This window comes from Enterobacter cloacae complex sp. 2015409, assembly GCF_041365315.1.
GTDB classification, from domain to species: domain Bacteria; phylum Pseudomonadota; class Gammaproteobacteria; order Enterobacterales; family Enterobacteriaceae; genus Enterobacter; species Enterobacter pseudoroggenkampii.
This window is the reverse complement of sequence record NZ_JBFTVM010000004.1, coordinates 26327-47955: the sequence shown is the minus strand read 5'-3', so window position 1 is coordinate 47955 and position 21629 is coordinate 26327. Positions and strand designations below refer to the sequence as shown.

The 21629-nt window shown below is 47.9% G+C and carries 19 protein-coding genes, 1 other RNA gene and 1 pseudogene; 6 read left to right on the top strand and 15 right to left on the bottom strand.

Annotated features, from left to right (window positions below):
- The first annotated feature begins 107 nt into the window (after window positions 1–107).
- From ACDO57_RS18180 to ACDO57_RS18160, 5 genes are all read left to right on the top strand, one after another.
- Window positions 108–779: a DUF1524 domain-containing protein gene (locus ACDO57_RS18180; RefSeq protein WP_370884457.1), complete on the top strand. Its 672-nt coding sequence runs from the start codon at window positions 108–110 to the stop codon at window positions 777–779.
- A complete protein-coding gene (locus tag ACDO57_RS18175; protein ID WP_370884370.1) occupies window positions 779–889 on the top strand; it encodes a hypothetical protein in 111 nt (36 codons plus the stop codon). Before ACDO57_RS18180 ends, ACDO57_RS18175 begins: the two co-directional genes overlap by 1 nt.
- A gap of 209 nt (window positions 890–1098) precedes the next feature.
- Entirely contained in the window at window positions 1099–2715 is a 1617-nt protein-coding gene (abpA, locus tag ACDO57_RS18170) for an anti-bacteriophage protein AbpA (RefSeq protein ID WP_370884369.1), read from the top strand.
- On the top strand, window positions 2712–4895 hold the full coding sequence (locus ACDO57_RS18165; RefSeq protein ID WP_370884368.1) for a DEAD/DEAH box helicase: 2184 nt from the start codon (window positions 2712–2714) through the stop codon (window positions 4893–4895). The genes abpA and ACDO57_RS18165 overlap by 4 nt, the downstream gene beginning before the upstream one ends.
- 207 nt (window positions 4896–5102) lie before the next feature.
- Complete coding sequence (locus tag ACDO57_RS18160; protein WP_370884367.1) at window positions 5103–6644, top strand: glycosyltransferase family 9 protein; 1542 nt, start codon at window positions 5103–5105, stop codon at window positions 6642–6644.
- Here ACDO57_RS18160 and ACDO57_RS18155 read toward each other — a convergent pair.
- From ACDO57_RS18155 to ACDO57_RS18100, 12 genes and pseudogenes are all read right to left on the bottom strand, one after another.
- Window positions 6599–7390, bottom strand: coding sequence for a hypothetical protein (locus tag ACDO57_RS18155; RefSeq protein ID WP_370884366.1), 792 nt, complete (start codon window positions 7388–7390; stop codon window positions 6599–6601). The genes ACDO57_RS18160 and ACDO57_RS18155 overlap by 46 nt on opposite strands.
- On the bottom strand, window positions 7387–8517 hold the full coding sequence (locus ACDO57_RS18150) for a hypothetical protein (RefSeq protein ID WP_370884365.1): 1131 nt from the start codon (window positions 8515–8517) through the stop codon (window positions 7387–7389). Before ACDO57_RS18150 ends, ACDO57_RS18155 begins: the two co-directional genes overlap by 4 nt.
- An 11-nt stretch (window positions 8518–8528) precedes the next feature.
- Complete coding sequence (locus ACDO57_RS18145; RefSeq protein WP_370884364.1) at window positions 8529–9374, bottom strand: histidinol-phosphatase; 846 nt, start codon at window positions 9372–9374, stop codon at window positions 8529–8531.
- Window positions 9371–10399, bottom strand: coding sequence for a radical SAM protein (locus ACDO57_RS18140; protein ID WP_370884363.1), 1029 nt, complete (start codon window positions 10397–10399; stop codon window positions 9371–9373). The genes ACDO57_RS18145 and ACDO57_RS18140 overlap by 4 nt, the downstream gene beginning before the upstream one ends.
- A gap of 119 nt (window positions 10400–10518) precedes the next feature.
- Entirely contained in the window at window positions 10519–12105 is a 1587-nt protein-coding gene (locus ACDO57_RS18135) for a hypothetical protein (RefSeq protein ID WP_370884362.1), read from the bottom strand.
- 9 nt (window positions 12106–12114) lie between these two features.
- Complete coding sequence (locus tag ACDO57_RS18130) at window positions 12115–13329, bottom strand: YaaW family protein (protein ID WP_105177914.1); 1215 nt, start codon at window positions 13327–13329, stop codon at window positions 12115–12117.
- Window positions 13319–14311 carry a YafY family protein gene (locus ACDO57_RS18125; protein WP_182934602.1) on the bottom strand — a complete coding sequence of 331 codons (993 nt, stop codon included), beginning with the start codon at window positions 14309–14311 and terminating at the stop codon, window positions 13319–13321. The genes ACDO57_RS18130 and ACDO57_RS18125 overlap by 11 nt, the downstream gene beginning before the upstream one ends.
- A 360-nt stretch (window positions 14312–14671) precedes the next feature.
- A pseudogene (locus ACDO57_RS18120) lies at window positions 14672–15116 on the bottom strand (ATP-binding protein); the annotation flags it as partial.
- Between the two features lie 229 nt (window positions 15117–15345).
- Window positions 15346–16026: an inovirus Gp2 family protein gene (locus tag ACDO57_RS18115; RefSeq protein ID WP_370884361.1), complete on the bottom strand. Its 681-nt coding sequence runs from the start codon at window positions 16024–16026 to the stop codon at window positions 15346–15348.
- Window positions 16027–16282: 256 nt separating this feature from the next.
- The gene (locus ACDO57_RS18110; protein ID WP_370884360.1) at window positions 16283–16996 is read right to left on the bottom strand and encodes a DUF3987 domain-containing protein; all 714 of its coding nucleotides are present in this window, start codon (window positions 16994–16996) and stop codon (window positions 16283–16285) included.
- Between the two features lie 38 nt (window positions 16997–17034).
- Window positions 17035–17796: a DUF3987 domain-containing protein gene (locus ACDO57_RS18105; RefSeq protein WP_370884359.1), complete on the bottom strand. Its 762-nt coding sequence runs from the start codon at window positions 17794–17796 to the stop codon at window positions 17035–17037.
- Window positions 17797–17822: 26 nt separating this feature from the next.
- On the bottom strand, window positions 17823–18035 hold the full coding sequence (locus ACDO57_RS18100) for an AlpA family transcriptional regulator (RefSeq protein WP_370884358.1): 213 nt from the start codon (window positions 18033–18035) through the stop codon (window positions 17823–17825).
- Window positions 18036–18159: 124 nt separating this feature from the next.
- Between ACDO57_RS18100 and ACDO57_RS18095 the strand changes: the two genes are divergently transcribed.
- Window positions 18160–19035 carry a hypothetical protein gene (locus tag ACDO57_RS18095; protein WP_370884357.1) on the top strand — a complete coding sequence of 292 codons (876 nt, stop codon included), beginning with the start codon at window positions 18160–18162 and terminating at the stop codon, window positions 19033–19035.
- Window positions 19036–19104: 69 nt separating this feature from the next.
- Here ACDO57_RS18095 and ACDO57_RS18090 read toward each other — a convergent pair whose 3' ends face one another.
- From ACDO57_RS18090 to smpB, 3 genes are all read right to left on the bottom strand, one after another.
- A complete protein-coding gene (locus ACDO57_RS18090) occupies window positions 19105–20346 on the bottom strand; it encodes an integrase (RefSeq protein WP_370884356.1) in 1242 nt (413 codons plus the stop codon).
- Between the two features lie 204 nt (window positions 20347–20550).
- Window positions 20551–20914: a transfer-messenger RNA gene (gene ssrA, locus ACDO57_RS18085) on the bottom strand.
- A gap of 89 nt (window positions 20915–21003) precedes the next feature.
- A complete protein-coding gene (smpB, locus tag ACDO57_RS18080) occupies window positions 21004–21486 on the bottom strand; it encodes an SsrA-binding protein SmpB (RefSeq protein ID WP_008502505.1) in 483 nt (160 codons plus the stop codon).
- Window positions 21487–21629: the final 143 nt, after the last annotated feature.

Below are 21629 nucleotides of genomic sequence, written 5' to 3'. Positions count from 1 at the left end.
GGAGCCTGCTGACGCTTGAGTACTATGCCAGAGACAGGAGTTCGAGCTTCAGCTATAACAACTCTTTCGATCAAGATGAACTGTCTGGTGTAAATAAACAACTAGCGATGATTTTGTCGATGTTCCATGTCTCCCACCCTGCCTATGTTTACAAGCGATGGCTCAATCGCTCGCTGGTCATTTTGAATACCCTGACTTCGGACCAACTTAATGTTGACGGAGCTGCTTACCTCAGGGAACTTGAACAACTCAGCCACGAGTTCCTGTCAGAGATTTGTGGTGAAACGGAACAATTCAATGTCGAAGCTCTGCATCGTGGTACCGGTGTGCAGAACTATGTGTTCAATTTACTCGATTATCGTTTGTGGCGTGATCTTAATGCTGGCCAATCATTTGATGGTAAAGGGCTTAATAATCCCGACATTAAGAAGCATTTTGACGGCTTCCAGTTTTCACCAAGCCGAACATCGGTTGAGCACTACTTTCCTCAAACAGATCCCTCTGGCGCAAACAAAATGGGGGATGATGTCCATCGTTTCGGTAACCTCTGCCTGATCTCACCAAGCAGTAACTCGAGACTTAGTAATTATTCACCAGCAGACAAGAAAAAATTCTACGTCGAAACAGAACGAGCAGAGAGTCTAAAACAAGCCATCATGATGAGCTATAAGGAGTGGGGTCCGGATGGGCAAGGCATCAACAACATAGAAAGCCATGAACACGCGATGTTGACATTGCTCAAAGAGCATCGAGATATGACCTTACCAACCAGGAAATAATGCGTGCAACTGTGTTTTATAATATCAAGTGTGATTACAATCGCTGGCGGTGCCATAGTACCGTTGGTGGTCTCAGCTCTGAACTATTTGAAAACCAAAACCTTGATTAAGGCTGTGCCTACCTTACGTCAGTTGGGACAGTATGTTATATAACCAAATTAGACGTCAGGGTTCCAATATTTGTGGAATCCTGAAAAGCTTGATACCTGCGACCGAGAATGGCTGTGAAGTGTTTAGATCACTGGTGATGATGCAGTGACCCGATTGGACTGTGTCATAACATCTCTTTAATTTTCGCAAAATTGTCACGGATATCTAAATGGAGTCGAACGATTCAGGCGGGGTAGCCGCCAAGCACGGTTTCTTATTTCAGGACTGCGTAGCCGCTTACCATGTCACCCGAATGCTTCGTGACAAGACTATCCGCAGTGTACGCTGCGAGGTCACAGACGATATCGACATTGTATCTGATAGATACATCGACTTCGTTCAGGTAAAAAGCACGGGCAAAACACGTTGGAACATTTCGGACATCGTTCAGAATTCAAAAGGTGCTGATAAAAAGACGATCCCCTGCAGTTCAATTTTGCACAAATCAATGCAGTGTGAGTCTGACCAGTCCCTTGGACGTAGGTACTCCATCGTCACAGAGGAAAAGGTCAACAAAACCCTTGAGTACCTGACGATCAACCCAAACGCCCGACTAGATAAGCCAGGTAGACAGGAACTCATCGATGATCTCAATAAACGCACAAACAATTATTTAACAGACTCAGGTATAAGCGTTTCAGATTGGATCGATGCGGCTACATGGGAAGTGTTTTCATCCCTGCGAGAACTGGAACTTCTAGGGATCAAAAATATACGACTGGCCTCCCAAGATCTACATGGGGTCATTCTCAGTTCCGAAACCATTGCCGAAGAAATTTGGTGCCGAATCCTTGATACCGTGACGCGCAAGGGCGAGCATTCTCGACGCATTCACAGTGTGGATGACAAGTCCTACTTACGACCAGAACTACTTGAGTGGTTCAAGCAGCGTGTCGAAGATGACCAATCTCGGTCAGGTCGCAAAATCTACGTCAAACGGGACTTACCCCACATCCTTACGCCATTTAGAGCACCTTTGGCTTCGGTCTGTGCTAAGCGTAAAGGCCAGGTTCTACATCAGCAGTACTCGCTTAAGAAATACCGCTACAAGTACATCGCGGATAACGTCTGCCAATGGTTGGATGAGATTTTTCTCCGACCAAAAGAAATGTCTGATATTCATAAACTGACACTCATTGAAAAGCGAGAACGACTAAAGAATTCAGTCTTCAAATCGCTCAATGACGTCAGCGAATTCTTGGGTCGAGTGTTGTTGCATGCAACGATCCGGCAGCACCACCAAAGCCAGCCTATCCCTTGCATGCTATACGTGGAAAAATCAGGGGCCGAAAAAATTCTTGAAAACGTGCATATCGTTCGCCGCGATCCAGAAGGCGATCAGCTTTGGATTGGCTTCAGCGAGTTGGTGACTGATATTGACATTGCCGTCAGACTGCCGGAGTTAAGGGATCGGTTGTACGAGGACATTTCGGATTGCATCGACACAGCACGCAGAAAGATCCTCGACATTAAAGACGATAACTACCTGCTTCGCCACGACATTGACGAAATTCTTGATGGCAGCCAACCTTTCGATGCTCACCTCGATCGTTTCACGTTTGTTCTGTTCGTGGGCTACGACTCCAGGCTGCTAACTGAGCCTGAAACGCCGGGATTCGAGGGTGACTTGGAGAAGGAAACGACGGCGCTATTCGAAAAATTCGCGGCTGACCTTATCGAGGATTCGCCGTTTGCGAATCTTTGCATCCACGTATTCATTTATCCAGTCCCGAGTCTTGAGCGGTTAACCCAATTAGTTGATGAGAAGGTGAGAGAGGTCGTATGACAGAGATCTATGAACAGGCGAAAAATAGTCTGCAGGGTGAGGACTTCTCATCTTTCAATTACCTGTTTACGGTTAACAAGCTGTTGTCCAATCCTGTTTCGTATGACTTGGGACGGGACTTGATCGTGCGTGCACTCGATTCGCGCGAGCGGTTTTCCGAGCACACCACAATTTTGAAAAATATGGTGAGAAAATCAGGTTTGTTCCCGTACCTCAAAAAAGAGTTCACTAGCCTGACACCGGACGACCTGAGGGTACTTGAGCTATACCGGACGCCATTCTCGGATGGTTACGTTTTCCACTCAATGCAGTTCCACATATTCGATCTGCTCAAGTCCGGCCAAAACGTGGTACTGAGCGCTCCAACAAGCATGGGCAAAAGCGCAATTGTTGATTCGTTGCTCGGCATGGGAACGTTGAAGCGGCTCGTTCTGGTTGTTCCGACCGTGGCTCTTGCCGACGAAACCCGTCGCCGGCTGCAAGAAAGATTCGGTGACCGATATCAGATTATCCACCACAGTTCCCAAGTGTGCCATTCCGATCAGGCTGTCTACGTGTTAACGCAGGAGCGAGTGAACGAGCGTGACGACATCATCGACATTGACCTCTTCGTCATTGACGAGTTTTACAAGTTGGCGTTCCGGCAACTAAAAAGCGGGGCCACTGATCATCAAGACGAGCGAGTCATTGAGCTCAATATTGCGTTGAGCAAACTGCTTAAGGTCTCCAAGCAGTTTTACCTGACTGGACCGTTCGTTAACAGTATTCGCGGTCTCGAAAGACTTGGATATCCGCATACTTTCGTTTCCACCGACTTCAATACGGTCGCACTAGATGTTCAGACGTTCGGCATTAAAGCGAATGACGACGAAGCCAAGCTCAAAGCGTTGGGGAAGATCGCGCACGCATGCGTCGACGCAACGATCATTTATTGCAAGTCACCAACTGTTGCCGGCCAAGTGGCGCGCGAGCTGATCAGGCTTGGACATGGCACTCTAACTAAAAGTCCTCATATCGACTGGATCAGCGAAGAGTTCGATGCCGACTGGGATTACGCGGTCGCACTAAGAAACGGTATCGGCTTGCATTTTGGCGCGCTACCTAGGGCACTGCAGCAATACACCGCTGACCAATTCAATGCTGGAAAACTGCGCTTTTTGCTCTGCACCTCCACGATCATTGAAGGAGTCAACACTATCGCTAAGAACGTTGTGATCTACGACAACCGCGATGGAACTCGCAGCATTGACAAATTCACCCATGGGAACATCAAAGGTCGCGCCGGGCGCATGGGAGTTCACTTCGTCGGCAAAATCTTTTGCCTGGAGGAAATCCCGGAAGACAATCTCAATCAAGAGGTGGATATTCCGCTCGGTATTCAGGACATTGATACCCCAATCAACCTGTTAGCCAGCGTTCAACCAGACCACTTGTCCGAGTTTTCACAGGATCGCTTTGATGAGGTTTTCATAAACGACCGTGTTTCCATCGACCTTGTGAAGAAGCATTCGTACTTCCGTGTCGAGCAGTTCGAAATGCTGCAAAGCATGTTCGAGATGATGGACGATAACGAATTTTCCTCGTTAGTGTTTCACTGGACTCCCGCGACAAACTTCCTCAAGACCTTTGCAAAGATCATTGCCAAACTGGTTCCCCATACGTTCAGTCGCAATGGGGTCCCTGTTAAGCCTACGGATGTCATGATCGCAAAACTTGCCGGCTATTTAAGTGCTGAAAGTTATTCGGAATATCTGAAAAACCAGATCGATTATGCACGACAGTGGGTTTCTGAAGGGGAGAAACGTACTCTTTCCATTGCCCTCAACAATGATTTGAAGCTCATCACCAATACCTTCGGTTATACCCTACCTAAGGTGCTCAGCTTGATGGAAGATGTAGTTAAACACCACGCTTTAAAGCGTGGTATACGCAGCAAAGTCGATTACACGCATGTCAAATTGGCGTTCGAAAGCTTCCACCTACCACCAGGTGTCAATGCCTTGGAAGAGATTGGCATTCCCATTCAGACGTTACACCGACTGGTCGACTTGCTGGAATTTTCTGATCAGGCTGATGTGGATGAGTTGTGCCAGTATCTTCGGGATACTCAGGACATTTGGAGTCGATCGATTGGATATGTAGATCAGACGTTCATCAGGCGCGCGCTTGGCATTGAATAGCATTGATTTAGGTACATGTGTGTTCCTTAGTCGGTATAAACCGGTCGTTCCGTCCTGTTTATAATGGCTTTGACCGAATCTCAGTTCACCTCGCTTGCTATTTCGCTTACTAATTGACGGTAAGACAGGGTTTGAGGCTAATTAGAATACACCGCATCACGCCTAAAAAACCGTATCGTGGGGATCAGCCATATGAGAAAATAACTGGTGAGCACATTGTTAAATTTACAGATTTTACGCAAAACGGTTTTAAGGCTGATATTTCGCCTGCTGGCGGACAAACCTCTGCCTGCAAAAGCCCCAAGCGAAAAAACACATATTCTTCTGCTTCGCTGGGATGCAAAATTAGGCGATGCCATCGTATCTTCTTTCTTTTTTCGCGAATCACGTAAGCTCAATGCCCATTTGACTGTACTTACGGTTAACGAGTTAGCTGAAATGCATACCAACACCTTCGGTGTGGATGAAGTCATCGTTACGAATCCGCATCCAGGGCTTGGTGAACTACGCAGATTGGTGAACCAACTAAGTAATGTCGATGTCGTTGTTCATCTGGTTGGACGACTGCAACCTGCCGAAATCGTTTTTATACGGTTACTCCGCCCAGCGAATCTCTATTCCCTTGATGATTCGCTCCGCTGTGTGAATCGTAAAATGGGTTTTGCTGCAAACACGCTCAATATCGTGGAGCAGTACAAATATATTCTGCAGGATCTGGGGGCGAAGGTGATCGACACCCAGTACATTGTGCCGTTGCCTGCCAAGCTCCCGCCTGCGGCACTTTCCCCCCAAATACTTTTTAATCCTTATGCCAGCCGAAGAGACAAGGGGCTATCCCCTTCCCGTGCAACCGCAGCTCTACAAGCTATCACCGATGAGTTTCCCGGCCATTCCGTGGGAATTCTTTGCAGCCCTTCAACGCTGCACAGCGCACAGCATCTGGAAAACGCAGTTGCACGCGATAACGTGGCAGTCTTGCACGACGGGCTAACACCTGAAAAGGTTGCAGGCTATATTCGCCGCGCGCAGGCAGTTGTTAGTGTGGATACAGCCATTGTGCATATGGCTGTTGGCCTGAAAGCGAAACTGGTGGCGATCTACCCGTTGATTGCAGGTCAACACAACCCATGGTTGCCGCCTCGCTCACCTTTTACACAAGTGATCTACAGCGAGCAACAGCCAGACACACTCCGTCGTACGGGCAAAAAAAATATGGATACTTTTTCGCTAACGTCATTAATGAACGCATTGCAGACTCTCTTAGCACTGCCAGCAGAAGCGAAAAACAGCATGTCGCTTAACGCCAGAATCATCCCAGGGCTAGGGGTAGCGACGGGCACGCTGGCGCGACAACTGCCCTTAATCTGTGAAAAATTTCCTGAAGTTGCAGGCTGTTATGCCGGGACGATCAATCTTGAATTCAGCGTTCCTGTCGCAGTCGTTCGGCCCGATCACCGTACCGCACCGCTGGCCTGGACTCCCAGTGGACGCACCACCGAGATATTCGATCTACTGCGCATTGAACTTGAATTCAGCCATTTAACTGAACGCATCCCCGCATGGCTGTATATTGCCCACAGCTCGCCACACCGCCGGACGCCGACCATTCACGAAGCAATCGCGCCGCGCATTAACCTCAATGGCGCCACGCACTGTCGACTCCACTTAGCCGCTGAAGCTATCGTACTGGGCGAACGCGGTACTCAGTCAACGGAAGCTATCAATTTGTCACTTTCATCAACCCAGTAATCCGTATTCGCCTCAATATGCAAAAACAGTTTTGCCAGCAGCGAGCCACCCGCCAGAAATTCAGCCACGGTTTCTCTCCGGGCTTCGGTACGCCGGAAATAGGTGTTGTAAAGTTTGAGAATGGCCACGTCGTTAATCAAAAATGCCCCGACGGCAATATCTGTGCGACGCATCACCTCGCAACCAGCAAAGTTGTAAAGAGGACGGTATCCGGGATCGATGACCTCCCCGCCAATCGGGATGGCAGCATCGGCAGCCTGGGCAATGATATTTTTGATTCTCCCAGGATTACCCCAAGCGTGATTCTCGCTCTCAAGCCCTATAGCTAAGGCTTGCGCAAGTATGGGGTTTTCCGGCAGGGACGCGAAAATACACTCGCTATGCCACTGCAATTTATGGCTCAGCCCTGTCGGAAATAACTCAACACTCGGATCTCTAAACAGCAACGTATCCGCATCCAACCATGCCCCGCCCCAGCGATACACAAACGCCATGCGAATGAAATCGCTCTTCGCCACAATAGCTTCAATGCCGTTCGCCAGCGTAAAACTCAGCGGTTCAAAAGCCCAAGCTTTATTCATGATGTCAGCATCGATGTACTCGCTTACCGTTCGCGGCGTAAGCAGAAGAAAACGATCGCCTAGAGCTCTGCGCATAGAAACCAGTGCCAGGGCAACATAAGCCGGCATGGTCTGACCCGGTGCGTTTTCCCAGTAACTAACGTAATGGGTAGTGTCGGACATCATTTCACCAGCACCTTACCTTTCGCACACAACAGCCCATTTTGCATCAGATATGTTCTGAGCATCACCAGTGATGGCGCGCATGCAGGCTGAGCCAAAAACTCATTATTTAACGCTGACTTATACAGATTAAGCCAGGTCAGCACCGGCACATTTGGCAGGAAAGCCGGTAAACTATCCCGGTTGTCTTCGCCAAATAACAGACGCAACGCACGCAGAATGGGCTGATAGCCCGGAGCAGAGAGCAGTTGCGCGACGTTTTCATCCAAATGCTGCTTTACGCTCACGCTGTTCAGCCGATCCTCCACCGACGCATCAGTTAATGCCACCCGGGGATCTAGCGCCACTGGGTAAATGGCACGAAATGACCGGGCGCCGTTACACAGCGATTCATACAACACTTTGTCCGCCGTTGCCCCAGTCACCAGCACGTCATCTCCAAAAATGACATGCACGCCGCTCCAGCGGTAAAAATTCTCCGCTGGAATCACATGATCCTGCACAAGATTGACCCGATCGCGCTCGGCCTGACTAAGGCTAGCGTAATTTTCACACGGAGGCGCAATCCTGGGCAGTTTAACGTTGATAATGGTGGGCAATCCTTTATGCGCCAACGTGAGATTAATTTCCTCAACCACGATATCGTAGAGCACATTGGCCGTGGAAGGCACATTACGCCAGCCCGTGGTCATCATAACAACACTCTCGCCCTCCTCTTTGGCCTGGCAAAACAACCCTGACCATGAAGAAGAGGTGTCATCCAGTTCTGCGGCAAGATAGTCGATAACGCACCGTGCCAGATAGCGTATCTCGCTCACTCCGCCATATTTCGCACGGCTATAAATGCCCGCCAATGTTGTAGCGTCAGCACCGGTGCGCATATCGCAAAATGATCCAGTCGCATTCGGCGTCAGATAATGCAGCGCCTTACCACCAAAAATAGCGACGTAATCGGACATGTCGATCAAACCGCGCGCCAGCAAATCGGTCGCGAACGCGCGAAAACCGGATTTAACATCCTGCGCATTGATCTGTGCACTGGCCTGGCGAAACATTGCCAACTGGGTTGCGAGCGGTTCGTTGTGCAACGTGTTCCACGCAAGTGAATGCGGAGTTATTAGTCCATTCATGGTGAAGATCCTTAGCGAGACACTGACACAGTGTGAAATTGAAGGTCATCCAACAGAACGTCAATACGTTGACGCTGCTGATAATAGCTGATGGATTGAAGCCCTAATGGCCTAAGTGCCTCCATCAACTCGGCGATCCCCGTTCCGGCATCACGAGGCTCATGCGCATCGGATCCGATGGTCAATGGAACATTGTTCCTCAGTAATTTCTCCAGCAAAGCGCGGGAAGGATAGGACCATCTTCCTGCAATTTCTTTACCCGTCGTAGGATCAAGGCTGGATTTTCGCAGGCCCGAAGCATTCAGTTCATATGCAATACCGCTGCGTACGAGCGGCGCAATCAACGGTTCAAAGCGACGCAAAAACACATCCTCTGGGATTGCGCGCAGTAGCGTGTCAGCGTGCCCAACCGCATCAAACAACCGGCTTTCCAGCAACGCTTCAAGCTGAGCAAAGTACTTGTCCAGAAAGGAGTCTGCCGCTAACCGGGGCAGTTCCCAGACCTTCACCATCGGCTCATCGGCAACAGTGACGTAGTGAATTGAACCGATGACAAAATCCATTGGATAGCGGGCAAGTAATTGCCGGTTATAACGCTCAGTACCCGACATATAATCGAGTTCCAGTCCGCGTAGCAGCGTGATCTCGCCTTTATAGGCCTGCTGCGCCTTATCAATATCGTTGAAATAGCTCTCCAGTTCCGATTCCAGCAAACGGTTCTGCGCATCCACTGGGAACGGAGCATGATCAGTAATGGTGAGTACCGTCACCCCCGCAGCAATCGAGGCACAAACAAGTTCGTCGATAGTACCTACAGCATGTTTCGAGTAGAACGAGTGGCAGTGCGAATCAATCATGCTGCCTTCCATTGTTCAAGCAACCCGGAATGCTTCCCCATCTCTTTGACCAGCCAGTAAGGATTATTGGCGGTCGCGATGATCGCACGAAGCTGCGGGGTGTCTTCCAGCCGCGCCAGCAGTTCGGTTAACGGCTGGGTATATAACGCGCGCGACAAGGGATTATCCCGCACATGGCTCGCCAGATGATGCCAGTCGATCGCATCAGAATGGATATTTGCAACACGCTCGGTCTCAATACCGTACAGAAACACATCGCCGTTGGGTTTAATTGTCACGTCCATGCCATTGGGCTGGGGTGCACGGTTCAGGCTGCCAAAGGTAAAAGGTTTATCCACTTTGGACTCAATCGCGGCAATATATCCCTGTAAGTCCAGATAACCCTCCGGCGTATCTTTTGCCGGATGAACCAGATTTTTGTAGTCGATGTTAAACGTGTCCGCACCTATTAATAATTTGTCTTCCAGTACGCTGACTGGCTTTATGCTGGCGTTAATTCCCCATGACGCCAGTTCACTCACCAGATATTTGCGAGTGAAGGCCCGATCGATATCAATTGAGCGAAATGAAAAACTGAGCGATGACGGTTTTTTGCGCTGAACATAATCCAGGCTAAATCCATGTGCACGCCATTTTACTTTTTCAATATGGTGGCTATCTGAACTCAGGCGAATATTACAGGTATCACCATTGGCGGAGACAAGACGATTGATCTCATCAAAGATCTTTTCCATCTTCTCATGACGAAAAAAACCGCTGGTAATAAACTCAAAACTGTTGCCCCCTCGGGACAACGCCAGTAAGTCATAAAAGGTATGAATGTTATTGAGCGGTTCACCTTCGCCACTCACGGAAATACGCTTTACAGATGGATCATTAATGAGCGCCGACAGGTTGTCACGTGCCTGCGTTGACAGCACCATACTCTTACCTGTTACGTGCTTATCCGCATACATGCAGAACGCACAGCCGATGCCGCAGATCTGGGTGATATCCACATAAAGTAAATGACCATGTAAATCCATATATAATATTCCGCCATATTTTTGAAAAAAAATTCAATTTGGTACAAATCAAACTCTTTTGCAGTGTGTGTTTCGAACACCTATTCTCTGCGTATATCTCCTCGGTGCCTTTGATGTATTTAGACAGGTTTCGGGTCCGATCCCAACAGAGCCTGCAAACGCGCATCGGCCTGCGCCCTGCCGTCCTGTAACATCGTTAGTACTGCATTGTCTTCCTGCTGGTGCTGCGCACCAAACAGATCTAATCGATCGAGCATATAAACCGTTAATACGGTACCAAGGCCGGTGACGCATCCCGTCAACACAGCCACTAGGGTAGTGATCAGCCCACCGGGCAGAACGGTAAGCAGCGCACCGAGAGTTTTGCTGAGGTGCTCTTCAAGCAGTACGCCACCAATGACGAATGCGCCGCTGACGGCAATCTTCAGCCCTGCATCTAGTGCTTCAGCACGGCTTGTACCCTCTGGTCGCATCAGTACGGTTTTGGCTGCGCGGAACAACGAAAAAACCCCTTCACGGATCATTCGCACCAGGCTGCGTGCGGTGGTGAAGAAAGTATTTATCAGCGTTGTCATCAAGTTACTAATGATCCCGCTGATGGCCCCGTCACGGAACGCCGTTAGCACGTTGCGCCAGTTATCGAGACAGCTCTTTGCCACCCGCCCAGCACGGATTTTTAATGCCTCCCACACATGCTCTTGGTCAACCCCATCACAAAACCCGTTATGCCAACTGTCGTGAACTTCCAACAACAGGCCGTCGACAAAATCCGTCAACACCAGGCCAATCGCCTGCTGTAGGCCCATTTTCCCCGCTTCGACAGCGCTGGTTTTCAGTAAATATGCACCGAATTTCGCACTACCGTAGTAGCCCCAACGAAGACTGCTTTCATACTGCTTGCGTGCCGCTTCATCCAGTTCGCGCAACTTCTCCTGATCGACGGCGTTCTGCTGTTTGTACTTCTCCAGTGCGTTCTGATCTTTTTTGCTTAGAGGTTCATTTTTGGCTTTCTCTTCCAACCGGGCAATTTTAGAATCGCGATCGGCGCGGTTTTTGTTCAACCAAGCGATGTACTCCTCTGCACTCTTTTGCAACTTCGATTCATTGATCGAGTGGTGCGTCTGATGCAAATTGGTTTTGTGGTTCGCCAGATCCGCACCATTGGCTTCCGCCAGCCAAACCGCAGGGTCGTTATGGATAGAGGAGGCAGAAATAAGGTGATCCTGCTCCGCATCGGTATTCCTGCTCAGTGCTTGTCCGGTATAGGCATCCACTGCTTCGCCTGCATCCTGTTTTTTACTGTTTTCGGCGTTGGTCTTCTTGTAGTTGTCGTGCTTATGGTATGGATCACTGTTGTACTTACCGCGGCTTTCATAACGCACTTGCTCCTCTTCCGCGGCATACACCCCGGAGCGAACATTATGAATGGTATCAACATTCCCCCCCACTTTGTCCCACGCAGAGACAATGCTCCCCAGCCCAAACGGACCAATAATGCTATACAGAAGACGCTGTCGGCACTCAGCCAGCATCAATGTGGTTTGTTCCGTGCGCCACTTCTGTTGATACTGCCGAACTTGCTGATGTGCCTGCCAAGCACTGACATCGGATAAGGTAACGACCTCTTTTGTTGGTGATGGTATGAGCTCGCTTGTCTGTCGCTGACGCTGCTGGTTCAGACGCAATAAAAGTGTTTTTCTGTCCATAATATCCCCTTAATACGCACCTGCACGCTGACTAAATGCCTCACGAAGCACCGTCATTAGCTCAGCAGCCTCAGATTCCTGAATACCTAACTCTAACGCTTGTTCAAGCGCAGTATGGATATCAGGCGGATTGGCAATAAGACGATTAATTGTGGCTTGTAATATCGAGGAAAGATGCCCGCTCATCATCCCCAAGCAGCAGGTTTCGATATCGCTGCGTACGTCAGACGGCGCGATGCCTTCCTCTTTAGCACAAGCAAAGGCAACAGCCAGCATTGCCTCACAACGTTTTTCAAAACGCTTAACTTCATCCATTTTTTTGAGGAGCTTATCTGCATATTCTTCCCTCGTCTGCTGTTGCCCGGCCACCACTCCCTGCTCAAACGCCATATTGCGCTCACGTCTTACACTGGCTGCAGTAGAGAGTCCTACCATACGAAACATGTTCGCCACCCAGCTGTCAGCATCTTTCTCATCCTGCCAGCGATGATACTCCCACCAAACTTTATCGGCTTCCGCCGTAGCATGAATCCGTTGGCGAAGTAGCGCTACCTGAACGACTGCAGGGATCGTAACGCGAAACGCTGGTCCCGCCAGATCTATGGCGGTCCAAAGCCCAGTAATCACCCAGCCAATCGGCCCCAGGAAAGAAGCTGCCCCTCGCGCAGCCACAAACGAGGCTGCGGACATCACCACCGTCCGTCCGAGCAGTTGGCTGGCAAAGACGTTGGCAATTAACGATGCCAAGAGCAAACTTGAGAAGCGGCTAGACTGCAACTGCGTCATTAATTTTGCTTCTGGGAAAAGCATCGTACTACCCTGAGTAAGATCCATTTTTTCAAGCAGATTTTTGCGTTGAGCTTGGTCCATATCCGACCAAGCCTTGCGAGTAATTGCCGCCAGCACAGCTAGTTCGATACGATCAACGCTCCAGTCCTTCTCGTAGGTCGCGTCAAACTTGTCCGCCACATCAATCACCACGGTTTTCCACTCCGGGCCGCCGCCGCGAAACAGATTGACGACAGTATTGCCACCAAACTCGCACAGCTCATGGGCAATCAGATCGGTATACTGACTGTGCGCGGGGTAATGGGTTTTATAACGTGCTTTACTCTCAATACCGTTGCTGAACGCCTTCGTAATGTATTCCACCAGCGGGGCCAATTCGCTATCCGATGCATCGCGTAATACTGGCAGCAGTTGACGATCACCATTACTCATCATTGTTTTCCTGTTCTGTACTGACATTGTTTGTTTCGCGTTTAATGTTGCTAATGGTGTTGCCAAAGGTGGCAAGAAAGCCATCAAGCATCGGGCTGTCGATGACCGTGGCGCTAAAATGCAGCCGCCCGTCTTCAAGCTCGCTGACCTGTTGATCCGCTGATAGTGGCGACTCCAGCAACAATTGCGCCCGCGCAGTTTCGAGGGTGAAATGAATGCGGATACTTCTCCCCTCGCCAAATCCGAAGCGCCCATCATCGTCGTAACGTTTGAGGTTAAAATCTGCGGGGCGTGTAAAGTGAAAGGTACTGCAGACCGCCGAGGCAATGCGGTTCAGGGCCAGACTGCGTTCGTTATCGTAGCCTTTAAAGCGGCAAACCAGATAAAGCCGCGAGCCCTGTTGCGCTAGCCCGAGGGGCATCACCTCCGCCTGACGGCGAGTACCGTGAGCATTGCTGTAATCAATATTCAGCCAACGGTTGTGATAAAGCGCTTCACTGACCGCGTCAAACACGCCTTCCTGAATCACTGGTGGTAGGAGCGACTGGCTGGCAGCGACCACCCGCACCTTCTGTGACCATTCCCGCTCTCGATGCGCCTGTTCGCTGTGGTTAAGAGTGTGTCCTGCTTGACTAAAAAACGGCGAGAATGAAGCCATCAGATGCGCAGGTAGCAGATGCTTTAAATGCGCCTGCGCCATTTGCATCAGCAGCGATTCTGCTGGCGATAGCTGCGCCATGCTCAGGCCTCGCGAACCTGCCCGCCATCGCCAGCCATAGGGGCGGCAGCGATCATCACACTCTAGATCGAAGTGCTGGCTAAGGCGTTCAAGCTGGCGCTGAATGGTACGCACATTGCGCTCAATTCCCGCATCTGTAAGTTGCTGATGCAACTCTTGGGCGGTAATGCGCTGGCTGCGCGGAATACGACGCAACAGCTCAAGAGAAAAAAACGTGGTATCGACGCTATTTGTTCGCTTTGCCATTACGGTTCCTGTAGCAGCACGCTGAATGTGTAACACACTTATATATATCAGATTTATCGGCAATAGCCGTCAATACTTAACCGGTTTATTCTCCACCAGATAACGACCTGAGTATGCTAGATGCATGCGACAGACTATGTCGCAATAATAAAAAAATCAGTGGAAAGACACAGCACGGTTATTGGCCATTAGTGATGAATTGCATCCCTTACTTATCCATTCCAGTAACTTTGGGCGATAGCCTATGAGGGAAAATATTATAACCTGTTCTGCTTTAAGCTATTCAGGGTAATTCTCAGCCAGAGGATTACTTTTTGAAATGAGCAGGGATGCATCACTTACGAACGTCTGTTCCCACTACCCGAACGGCAGGTTGGAGGTCAGGATCATCGCGCTCTTCTACCTAGAAGAACATCTTGACTTCCTCCTGGTTGAACGGCAGATAGCCTATTTCATCGATGATAAGCAGCTTTGGGGCCATGACACTGTGATTGAGTGTAATTTTGTAGGGGCCCTGGCGCTGTCAAGTCGACAGCTGTAGTTGTAGGTCTGCTGCTGTTGTGAAACGAACCTTGATATCCGCCCACACTGCTTCGTAACCCATGGCTATCACCAGATGCGTTTTCCCCACGCCTGATTGCCCCAGCAACATGATGTTTTCGTTACACTCGATGAAGCTCAGGGATCGTAACGACTGGATTTGCTTTTGAGGGGCACCGGTGGTGAAGGTGAAGTAGTACTCCTCGAACGTCTTCACCGCCGGGAAGGCTGCCATCCGCATGTACATTGCCTGTTTACGCTGATAGGTGATATTTGAACGTTCAAGCCGGTTGTTGTAAGCCGTATCGCTTAAGCTGAAAATGCACGTCTTGTTTTCTGGAAGGCTGCTACAGCTGCTACATGTAGCGGGTTGTAGCAGGGTTTGGATTTACGATTTAAAATTTCTTCACTAGGGAGAGTGCTTTTTATGCGGGTAAGATCACACCTTTACCGGCGCAACGGTTATTAGGTTGAGCACTATGCCTTACGAATAATTAGCCCGAGTATTGGCTTGTACCAAAGTTCCGGTAACCGCTGTGGACATCCTTTGTTCTGGTTTTCGCCAGATACGCCAGTCGAATTAGGAAATTCCAGTAGACAGGGTTACGATCCAGTGCATCAAATCTGCTAAACCTGTAAACAGCATTTGGTGGGAATTCAGCCAATGAGGAGTAATCTTCGTGAGCAAGCCCTATAGCACTACACCAAGCTTTCTGTATTCGGGTTGCCATATTTTTAGCATTGAGTTCTTGGTAATTGCCTAGGTACCCATACACATCTGCGTTAAACAACAACATCAGATGATAATGTGGGTGTACGCTTGTATCACGTTCCCTGCACCATCCATAAGATGGTAATGTCGGATCTCCCGGTCTTCTGGACCGGTTATGATCCGCTCGTAACTGGCTTTTCAATGACTCATAGAAGCGAGTGATTGCCTGCATATCATCTCGTTGGAAGCATATTGGTAGATCTGGCTCTCCCGGTACATGGGACTGGGCGAATCTCGGGTCAGTGCGAATGGCTAGTATTCGGTTATTCTGCTCCAGAGTGCCGTAGACCATGTTAAGGAGTGGGTTAAGAATATTGAGGTCAATAGGGGATTTATACTTTTGGGCTGCTGTACTTACCAATTCCTCGATTTCTTCATTGGTAAGTAAATATTGTGATTCCATAATAATCCTTAAGTATATAAATAATTATCTTTGGATAATGGGTAGCCCTCATGCTACCCATGTGATGTTGGATGTAACTCCTATAGGGAAGTTACTACGGATAAGCACCGATTAGGCACAGAACCTTAACTAAGGTATATTACATATACCACTTTAAAATCATGAATTGCCCTCCCTAGTCATTTAAGTTGAGGCCGCAGGGTTATTGAGCTTTAGAACAAAAAATATTATCCAGAAACACATAGCTACTCTGAAGTTATTCATTCTTTAGTAGTTTATTAAAAGCAATAGATCCAGATGAAATTAAAGGTATTTTTGATGCTTTAGCTATATCAAAAGGATGCACTTCTGAACTAATATATTTCACATAGTCAACACCGTCCTCTTTAAATAACTGCACCATGCCATCCTTTTCAAGTTCCTTTAAAACGGGTATCAGACGTTCTATGCTTCTAAGAGAGTATGGACCATCTCTACGAATGGTGTGCCTCCTAAAATCGTAAGATTTATTACTGATAACATGTTCCTCAAGCCAAAATAACAACTTTTCTTTCTCGCTAGGTCTTCTGGTGGAATCAACTTTTAAAATTAAATGGGTAATACACCATTCACTTATTTTAGCTGCTGACAGAAAAGTATCCCTAGTAATTATTGGTGAGTCGGGTGTAATAAACATTTGCATTACTGCTGCTATTCTCGTAGTTTGCTCCATAATTCTGGAACCAAAATCATCATAATGATGCAACTCACCTCCTGGTTGCATAAGTTCCCTGATTCGCTTATTTTGTGTTTCCCATAGCGCTTTCGCCTCTTCGGATAAAGTAATACAGATACGTTCTCCATTGTTTTCTCTACGCTGTATGCCGTCTTGCAAGTGCTTAACAAGTATAGAGAAAAAGCCATCAAGCCCTGGCTCATCAGACCATGAACATATATCAGGGATATCGCATAATTCAGGTATTTGCTCCAAATCAATTAGTAATAAACGGGCTAAGAACCCTGAGTTTCTTAATTTTTTTCCTGCTTGCTTAGAAAATCGTTAAATATTGCAGGTTGCAGTAACAGCAATATGGTCAGCCGGACATCATCAACATCGTAGCTGGCACGAGATGCTCTGCTGTCTGAAATTCTCCCTTCTCCCCAAAGAGAGTTGAGAACTGATATATCGCGAAAAAGGCTACTGTCAAACACCCCTCCGGCTTCATCAGAACCAAGCATCAATGACGGAGATCCCAGAGCTAATGTCTTTTTAAGTCCCTCGCTTGTTGAATCATTTTTAGTAAGATACTTCATAATCGGTGCTATCGGTCCACTTTTCTGACATTCCTCCAGTGCTTCGCGTGTTTCAGCTACATCAATCTTCTGGCGAACAGCTTTGCTAAATTGCTTTTTAAGTTCTTTTAATTCCGTATCCCAAGATACTTTTTTCAGTTCATAAAGTTTTTCCTTTTCCAGAAAGACATTCTTCAGTTCCTTTTCCATTTGATGGATTGTTTCCATTAGTGCTTTGAATACCGTTGACTTCCTGCTACCTGACCGTGCTAATAAAAGGAGATAAAGTGATGTAAAGGTTCTCCCATTTTTAAGCTGAACATCAAATTTATCCTGGCAGGCAAGTGCCATTACCCCAAGTAACACTATTAAAATAAGTTCAGCGGCGGCACCTGTTTGATAATGTATGTAGCTTATTAACCGTTGTGCAAAAGTGGGAAGCGTCTGGAACTTTAGTCCAAGTTCTTTATTTTGCGTTGAGCTGTTTTTTTTAGACATACATCCTATCTAACTCCTCTTTATTATTAACTAATAAGACTACGATGTAACAACCATTCATCAATTTCTGATTCAAGCCATCCAACTGATTGTGTTCCAAGCTTTCTTTTCTTCGGAAAAGTTGGATCATATCGTGGCGACCTCGGGTTCAACCAGTCATAAATTGTGGCTCGCGAGATACCTGTTTTATGGATAACAGCAGGTAAGCGGAGTATCCTGACTGCTGATGAAGTGTTCATACTAGTTTGCCTCTTGTTAGCTCAGTTTGGTTCCAGCAAAGAATAGCTGCAAGGATTCTTCGAAAAAATACGGCTAGCAAAGGTTTATTTTTAACAGGTTTAACCTGTTGATATTTGGTGATAAATGTTTTCTATTAAAATTTTTAGTGAAGAAATTAGTCGAAAACGCAGTGTTCTCTCTAGTGAGATGAAAGACTGTGAATGGAGCAAGTATGCCCAAATTCTGGATGAAAAACATACAGGCATGCAGGCTGAGTTGACTATGATGAAAGAGCGGGTCTGGAACTCCAAGAAGTTTGGTCCCGGAATATTATTGTATTCATCATCTTATTTGAAGGAGCATAGCTACAGTGACTCTCATAAGGACTTTCCATCAAATGAGAAAAGCATCGAGTTAGCTAAGCTTATTGAACGTTATTGGAGAACATTGGAGGCTGAATTTCTGAGGGATAATGTTGCTGTCATTATTCCTGAATATATCTCTATGGATGAGCTTTTTAAATTTCACCTTAGGTATGCACAGAAGTGCTATAAATGGGGTGAATTAGTTATATCAGACAATGAGGATGTTGCATTTGAAGCATTTAAAAAAGCATCTGAGTTATTTGATAAAAGCATGGGGATGGTTTGGTATAAGATCTCTTTAGATAAACAAACTAAACTTTTATCTACCAGGAATAGATCAGGAAGAAAAGGTGGGGTAAAAAAATCTGAAATGTATCGACCTATTCAGGAAAAACTGGTGGAACTTATCAATGATTTGGCTCCTGAAGAAGGATGGAGAAGTAAAGCTGCTGCGGTGAATGTTCTCATTGAACCTTTGTGGCTATTTATAGAGGAGTCAAAATTGAATGTTAATAAGCAGGATAAAAAATATCGAATGCCAACTACCAGTCGGGAAGCCTTAGCCGATACTATTTTAAAATCGTGGTCTACAAATGTTGAAAGTGTGAGGCAGGCTTTCGAGGATACTGTAAACAGAAAAAAAAGAACTAGTTAGTTGTAGTTATCTTTTATGTGAATTTGGATAATAAGAATAAGCGCTCCCTATGAAGCGCTTATTCGTGTATTAGCCGACAAGCCTTATACCTCGGATGCCATCTCCAATCATATTTCCGTGATCAGCTGCCATAACGAAGTCAGCCCACCACTGCATCATCGGGCGACGCTGCTCCAGGTAATCGCTGCGGTTATAAGCGCGACGAACTTCATTCTTGTCTACATGGGCAAGTGCTGCCTCAATGACATCAGGCGGAAAGCCTTGTTCATTAAGGGCTGTACTGGCGATAGATCGCAGACCGTGTGAAACGAGCACCCCACCAAAACCTGCGCGTTTTAGCGATGCGTTTACGGTCTGACTGTTCATCGGCTGGTTTGGCTTGATGCGACTGGGAAAGATAAATTCCCGATTTCCACTTAACGGCTTCATTATCTCCAGTATCGCAATTGCTTCATCTGACAATGGAACAGTATGGTCGCGGTTCATTTTCATGCGTGCTGCAGGAATCTTCCACTCTCGCGCTTCTATGTCTACCTCTTCCCAGCGAGCTTCTGCCGCTTCGGCAGGGCGGGTAATAGTAAGAAGTTGCCACATGAACAGGCAGCGTGTGGAAAGGCTAATGCTGGCTGTTCGCATTGTCTGCATCAGTTGAGGTAGCTGATCTGGTCGAATGCTGGGCATGTTCTTTTTCTGAGGCTTCTCGAAGGCTTTACCGATATTAACGCTGGGAACAGCATCAATCAGCCCTGTGTTTTGGGCATAGATCATGACCTCATTAATGCGCTGGCACAGGCGACGAACGGTTTCCAGTGCTCCTCTGGCCTGAACCGGTTGGACGGCCTGAACTAGTGTGTGAGCTTTAATATCTGTAACACTAACGTCGCCAATCGCAGGAAAAACATCTCTCTCAAGAGAGCGCCAGATATCCTCTGCGTAGTCTTCGGTCACACTGGCTTTCTTCACATTCCACCAACGTTCAGCCACGACCTGGAAAGTATTGGTTTTGGCTTCCAGCGAATTGCGAAGTTGTTCTTGCTGATGTTCCTGTGGGTCGATTTGTTTCGCCAGGAGAGAGCGAGACTCTGCGCGATAGTTTCTGGCATCGGCAAGAGTAACTGACGGGTAAGGGCCTATGCTCTTTTTCGCTCGCTTCTTGGTGACAGGCCGAATGTAGCGAAATTGCCAGATTTTACTTCCGCTGGATTTGATAAGTAGCTCAAGGCCATCGCCATCATAGAGCACATAGTCCGCTTCCTTTGGTTTGGCAGATTCGATTTCTTTAACTGAGAGAGGTTTGGTTTGTCTTGCCATTGCCGGGTTTCCATAGTTTTAGGCACCTCAAAAACAATAAAGCTTTATGAGGTGCCTAACAAGGTGCCTAAAAGGTTCGGATTTGATTAGTTGGCATCAGACTTCGCGGGACAAATTCAAGGCACAAAAAAGCCCGCAGGGCTTGCGCCGTGCGGGCTCTCAGGACTTCATCGGATGACTCTGGTAATCGCCGATGGAGAATTTTGGTGGAGCTGGCGGGAGTTGAACCCGCGTCCGAAATTTCTACATCCTCGGTACTACATGCTTAGTTTGTCTTTACATTCGCACGCCAGCTGCGGACAGACACGCCACTAACGAACTAGCCTGATTAGTTTTAACGCTTCAACCCCAGGCAGGGCTTCCACGCGATCTCTTTTGGGTTTGACCTCTCTTTGATCCCCGTCTTAAGAGCGGAAGCTAGGGAGAGAGGGCTCAGAGCAGGTTATTAAGCTGCTAAAGCGTAGTTTTCGTCGTTTGCGACTATTTTTTTGCGGCTTTTAACGAGGCAAACCGCCCCTCGGCATGCACCTTGGGTTTCGCAAATCCCGTCGAATCCAGAATCAGCCCCAATAGTGTTGAACTAAGTATACCAGATTTCACTTCCTGGATACCAGCCCGGAACGCTAACTTATTGAATAGTACAATAAGTGTGCAGAATCAACGTCCTGCGTTTTTCATGATGCGCGCTTTGTCGAGCTGCCACTCACGCTCTTTCAGGTCTGTACGTTTGTCGTGCTGTTTTTTACCCTTCGCGACGCCAACTTTCACTTTGCACCAGGCGTTTTTCCAGTACAGCGACAGGGCGACCACGGTGAAACCTTCACGGTTGATGCGTCCGTAGAGGGATTCCAGCTCACGCTTGTTCAGCAGCAGCTTGCGGGTGCGCGTAGGGTCGCACACGTAGTGTGAGGAGGCGACGGTCAGCGGTGTAAAGTTCGCGCCGAACAGGAAGGCTTCGCCATCTTTCAGGATCACGTAGCTATCGCCGATGTTGGCTTTCCCGGCGCGCAGCGATTTTACTTCCCAGCCCTGCAACGCAAGGCCAGCTTCGAATTCTTCTTCAATGAAATACTCGTGGCGAGCACGCTTGTTGAGCGCAATGGTCGCCGAGCCTGGTTTATGTGCTTTTTTCTTCGTCATAAGTGTCGTAAAGCCGTCGGTAATCTGATTTCAAAAAGTCACCTCATTGCGTCCTGTGAGGTCTAACGCGCTATCTTAGCACGAGATGAGGCTTAGCGTTTTTTTAACAGGTGATAAATGTTATTATTTGTCCGTTGTGTGAC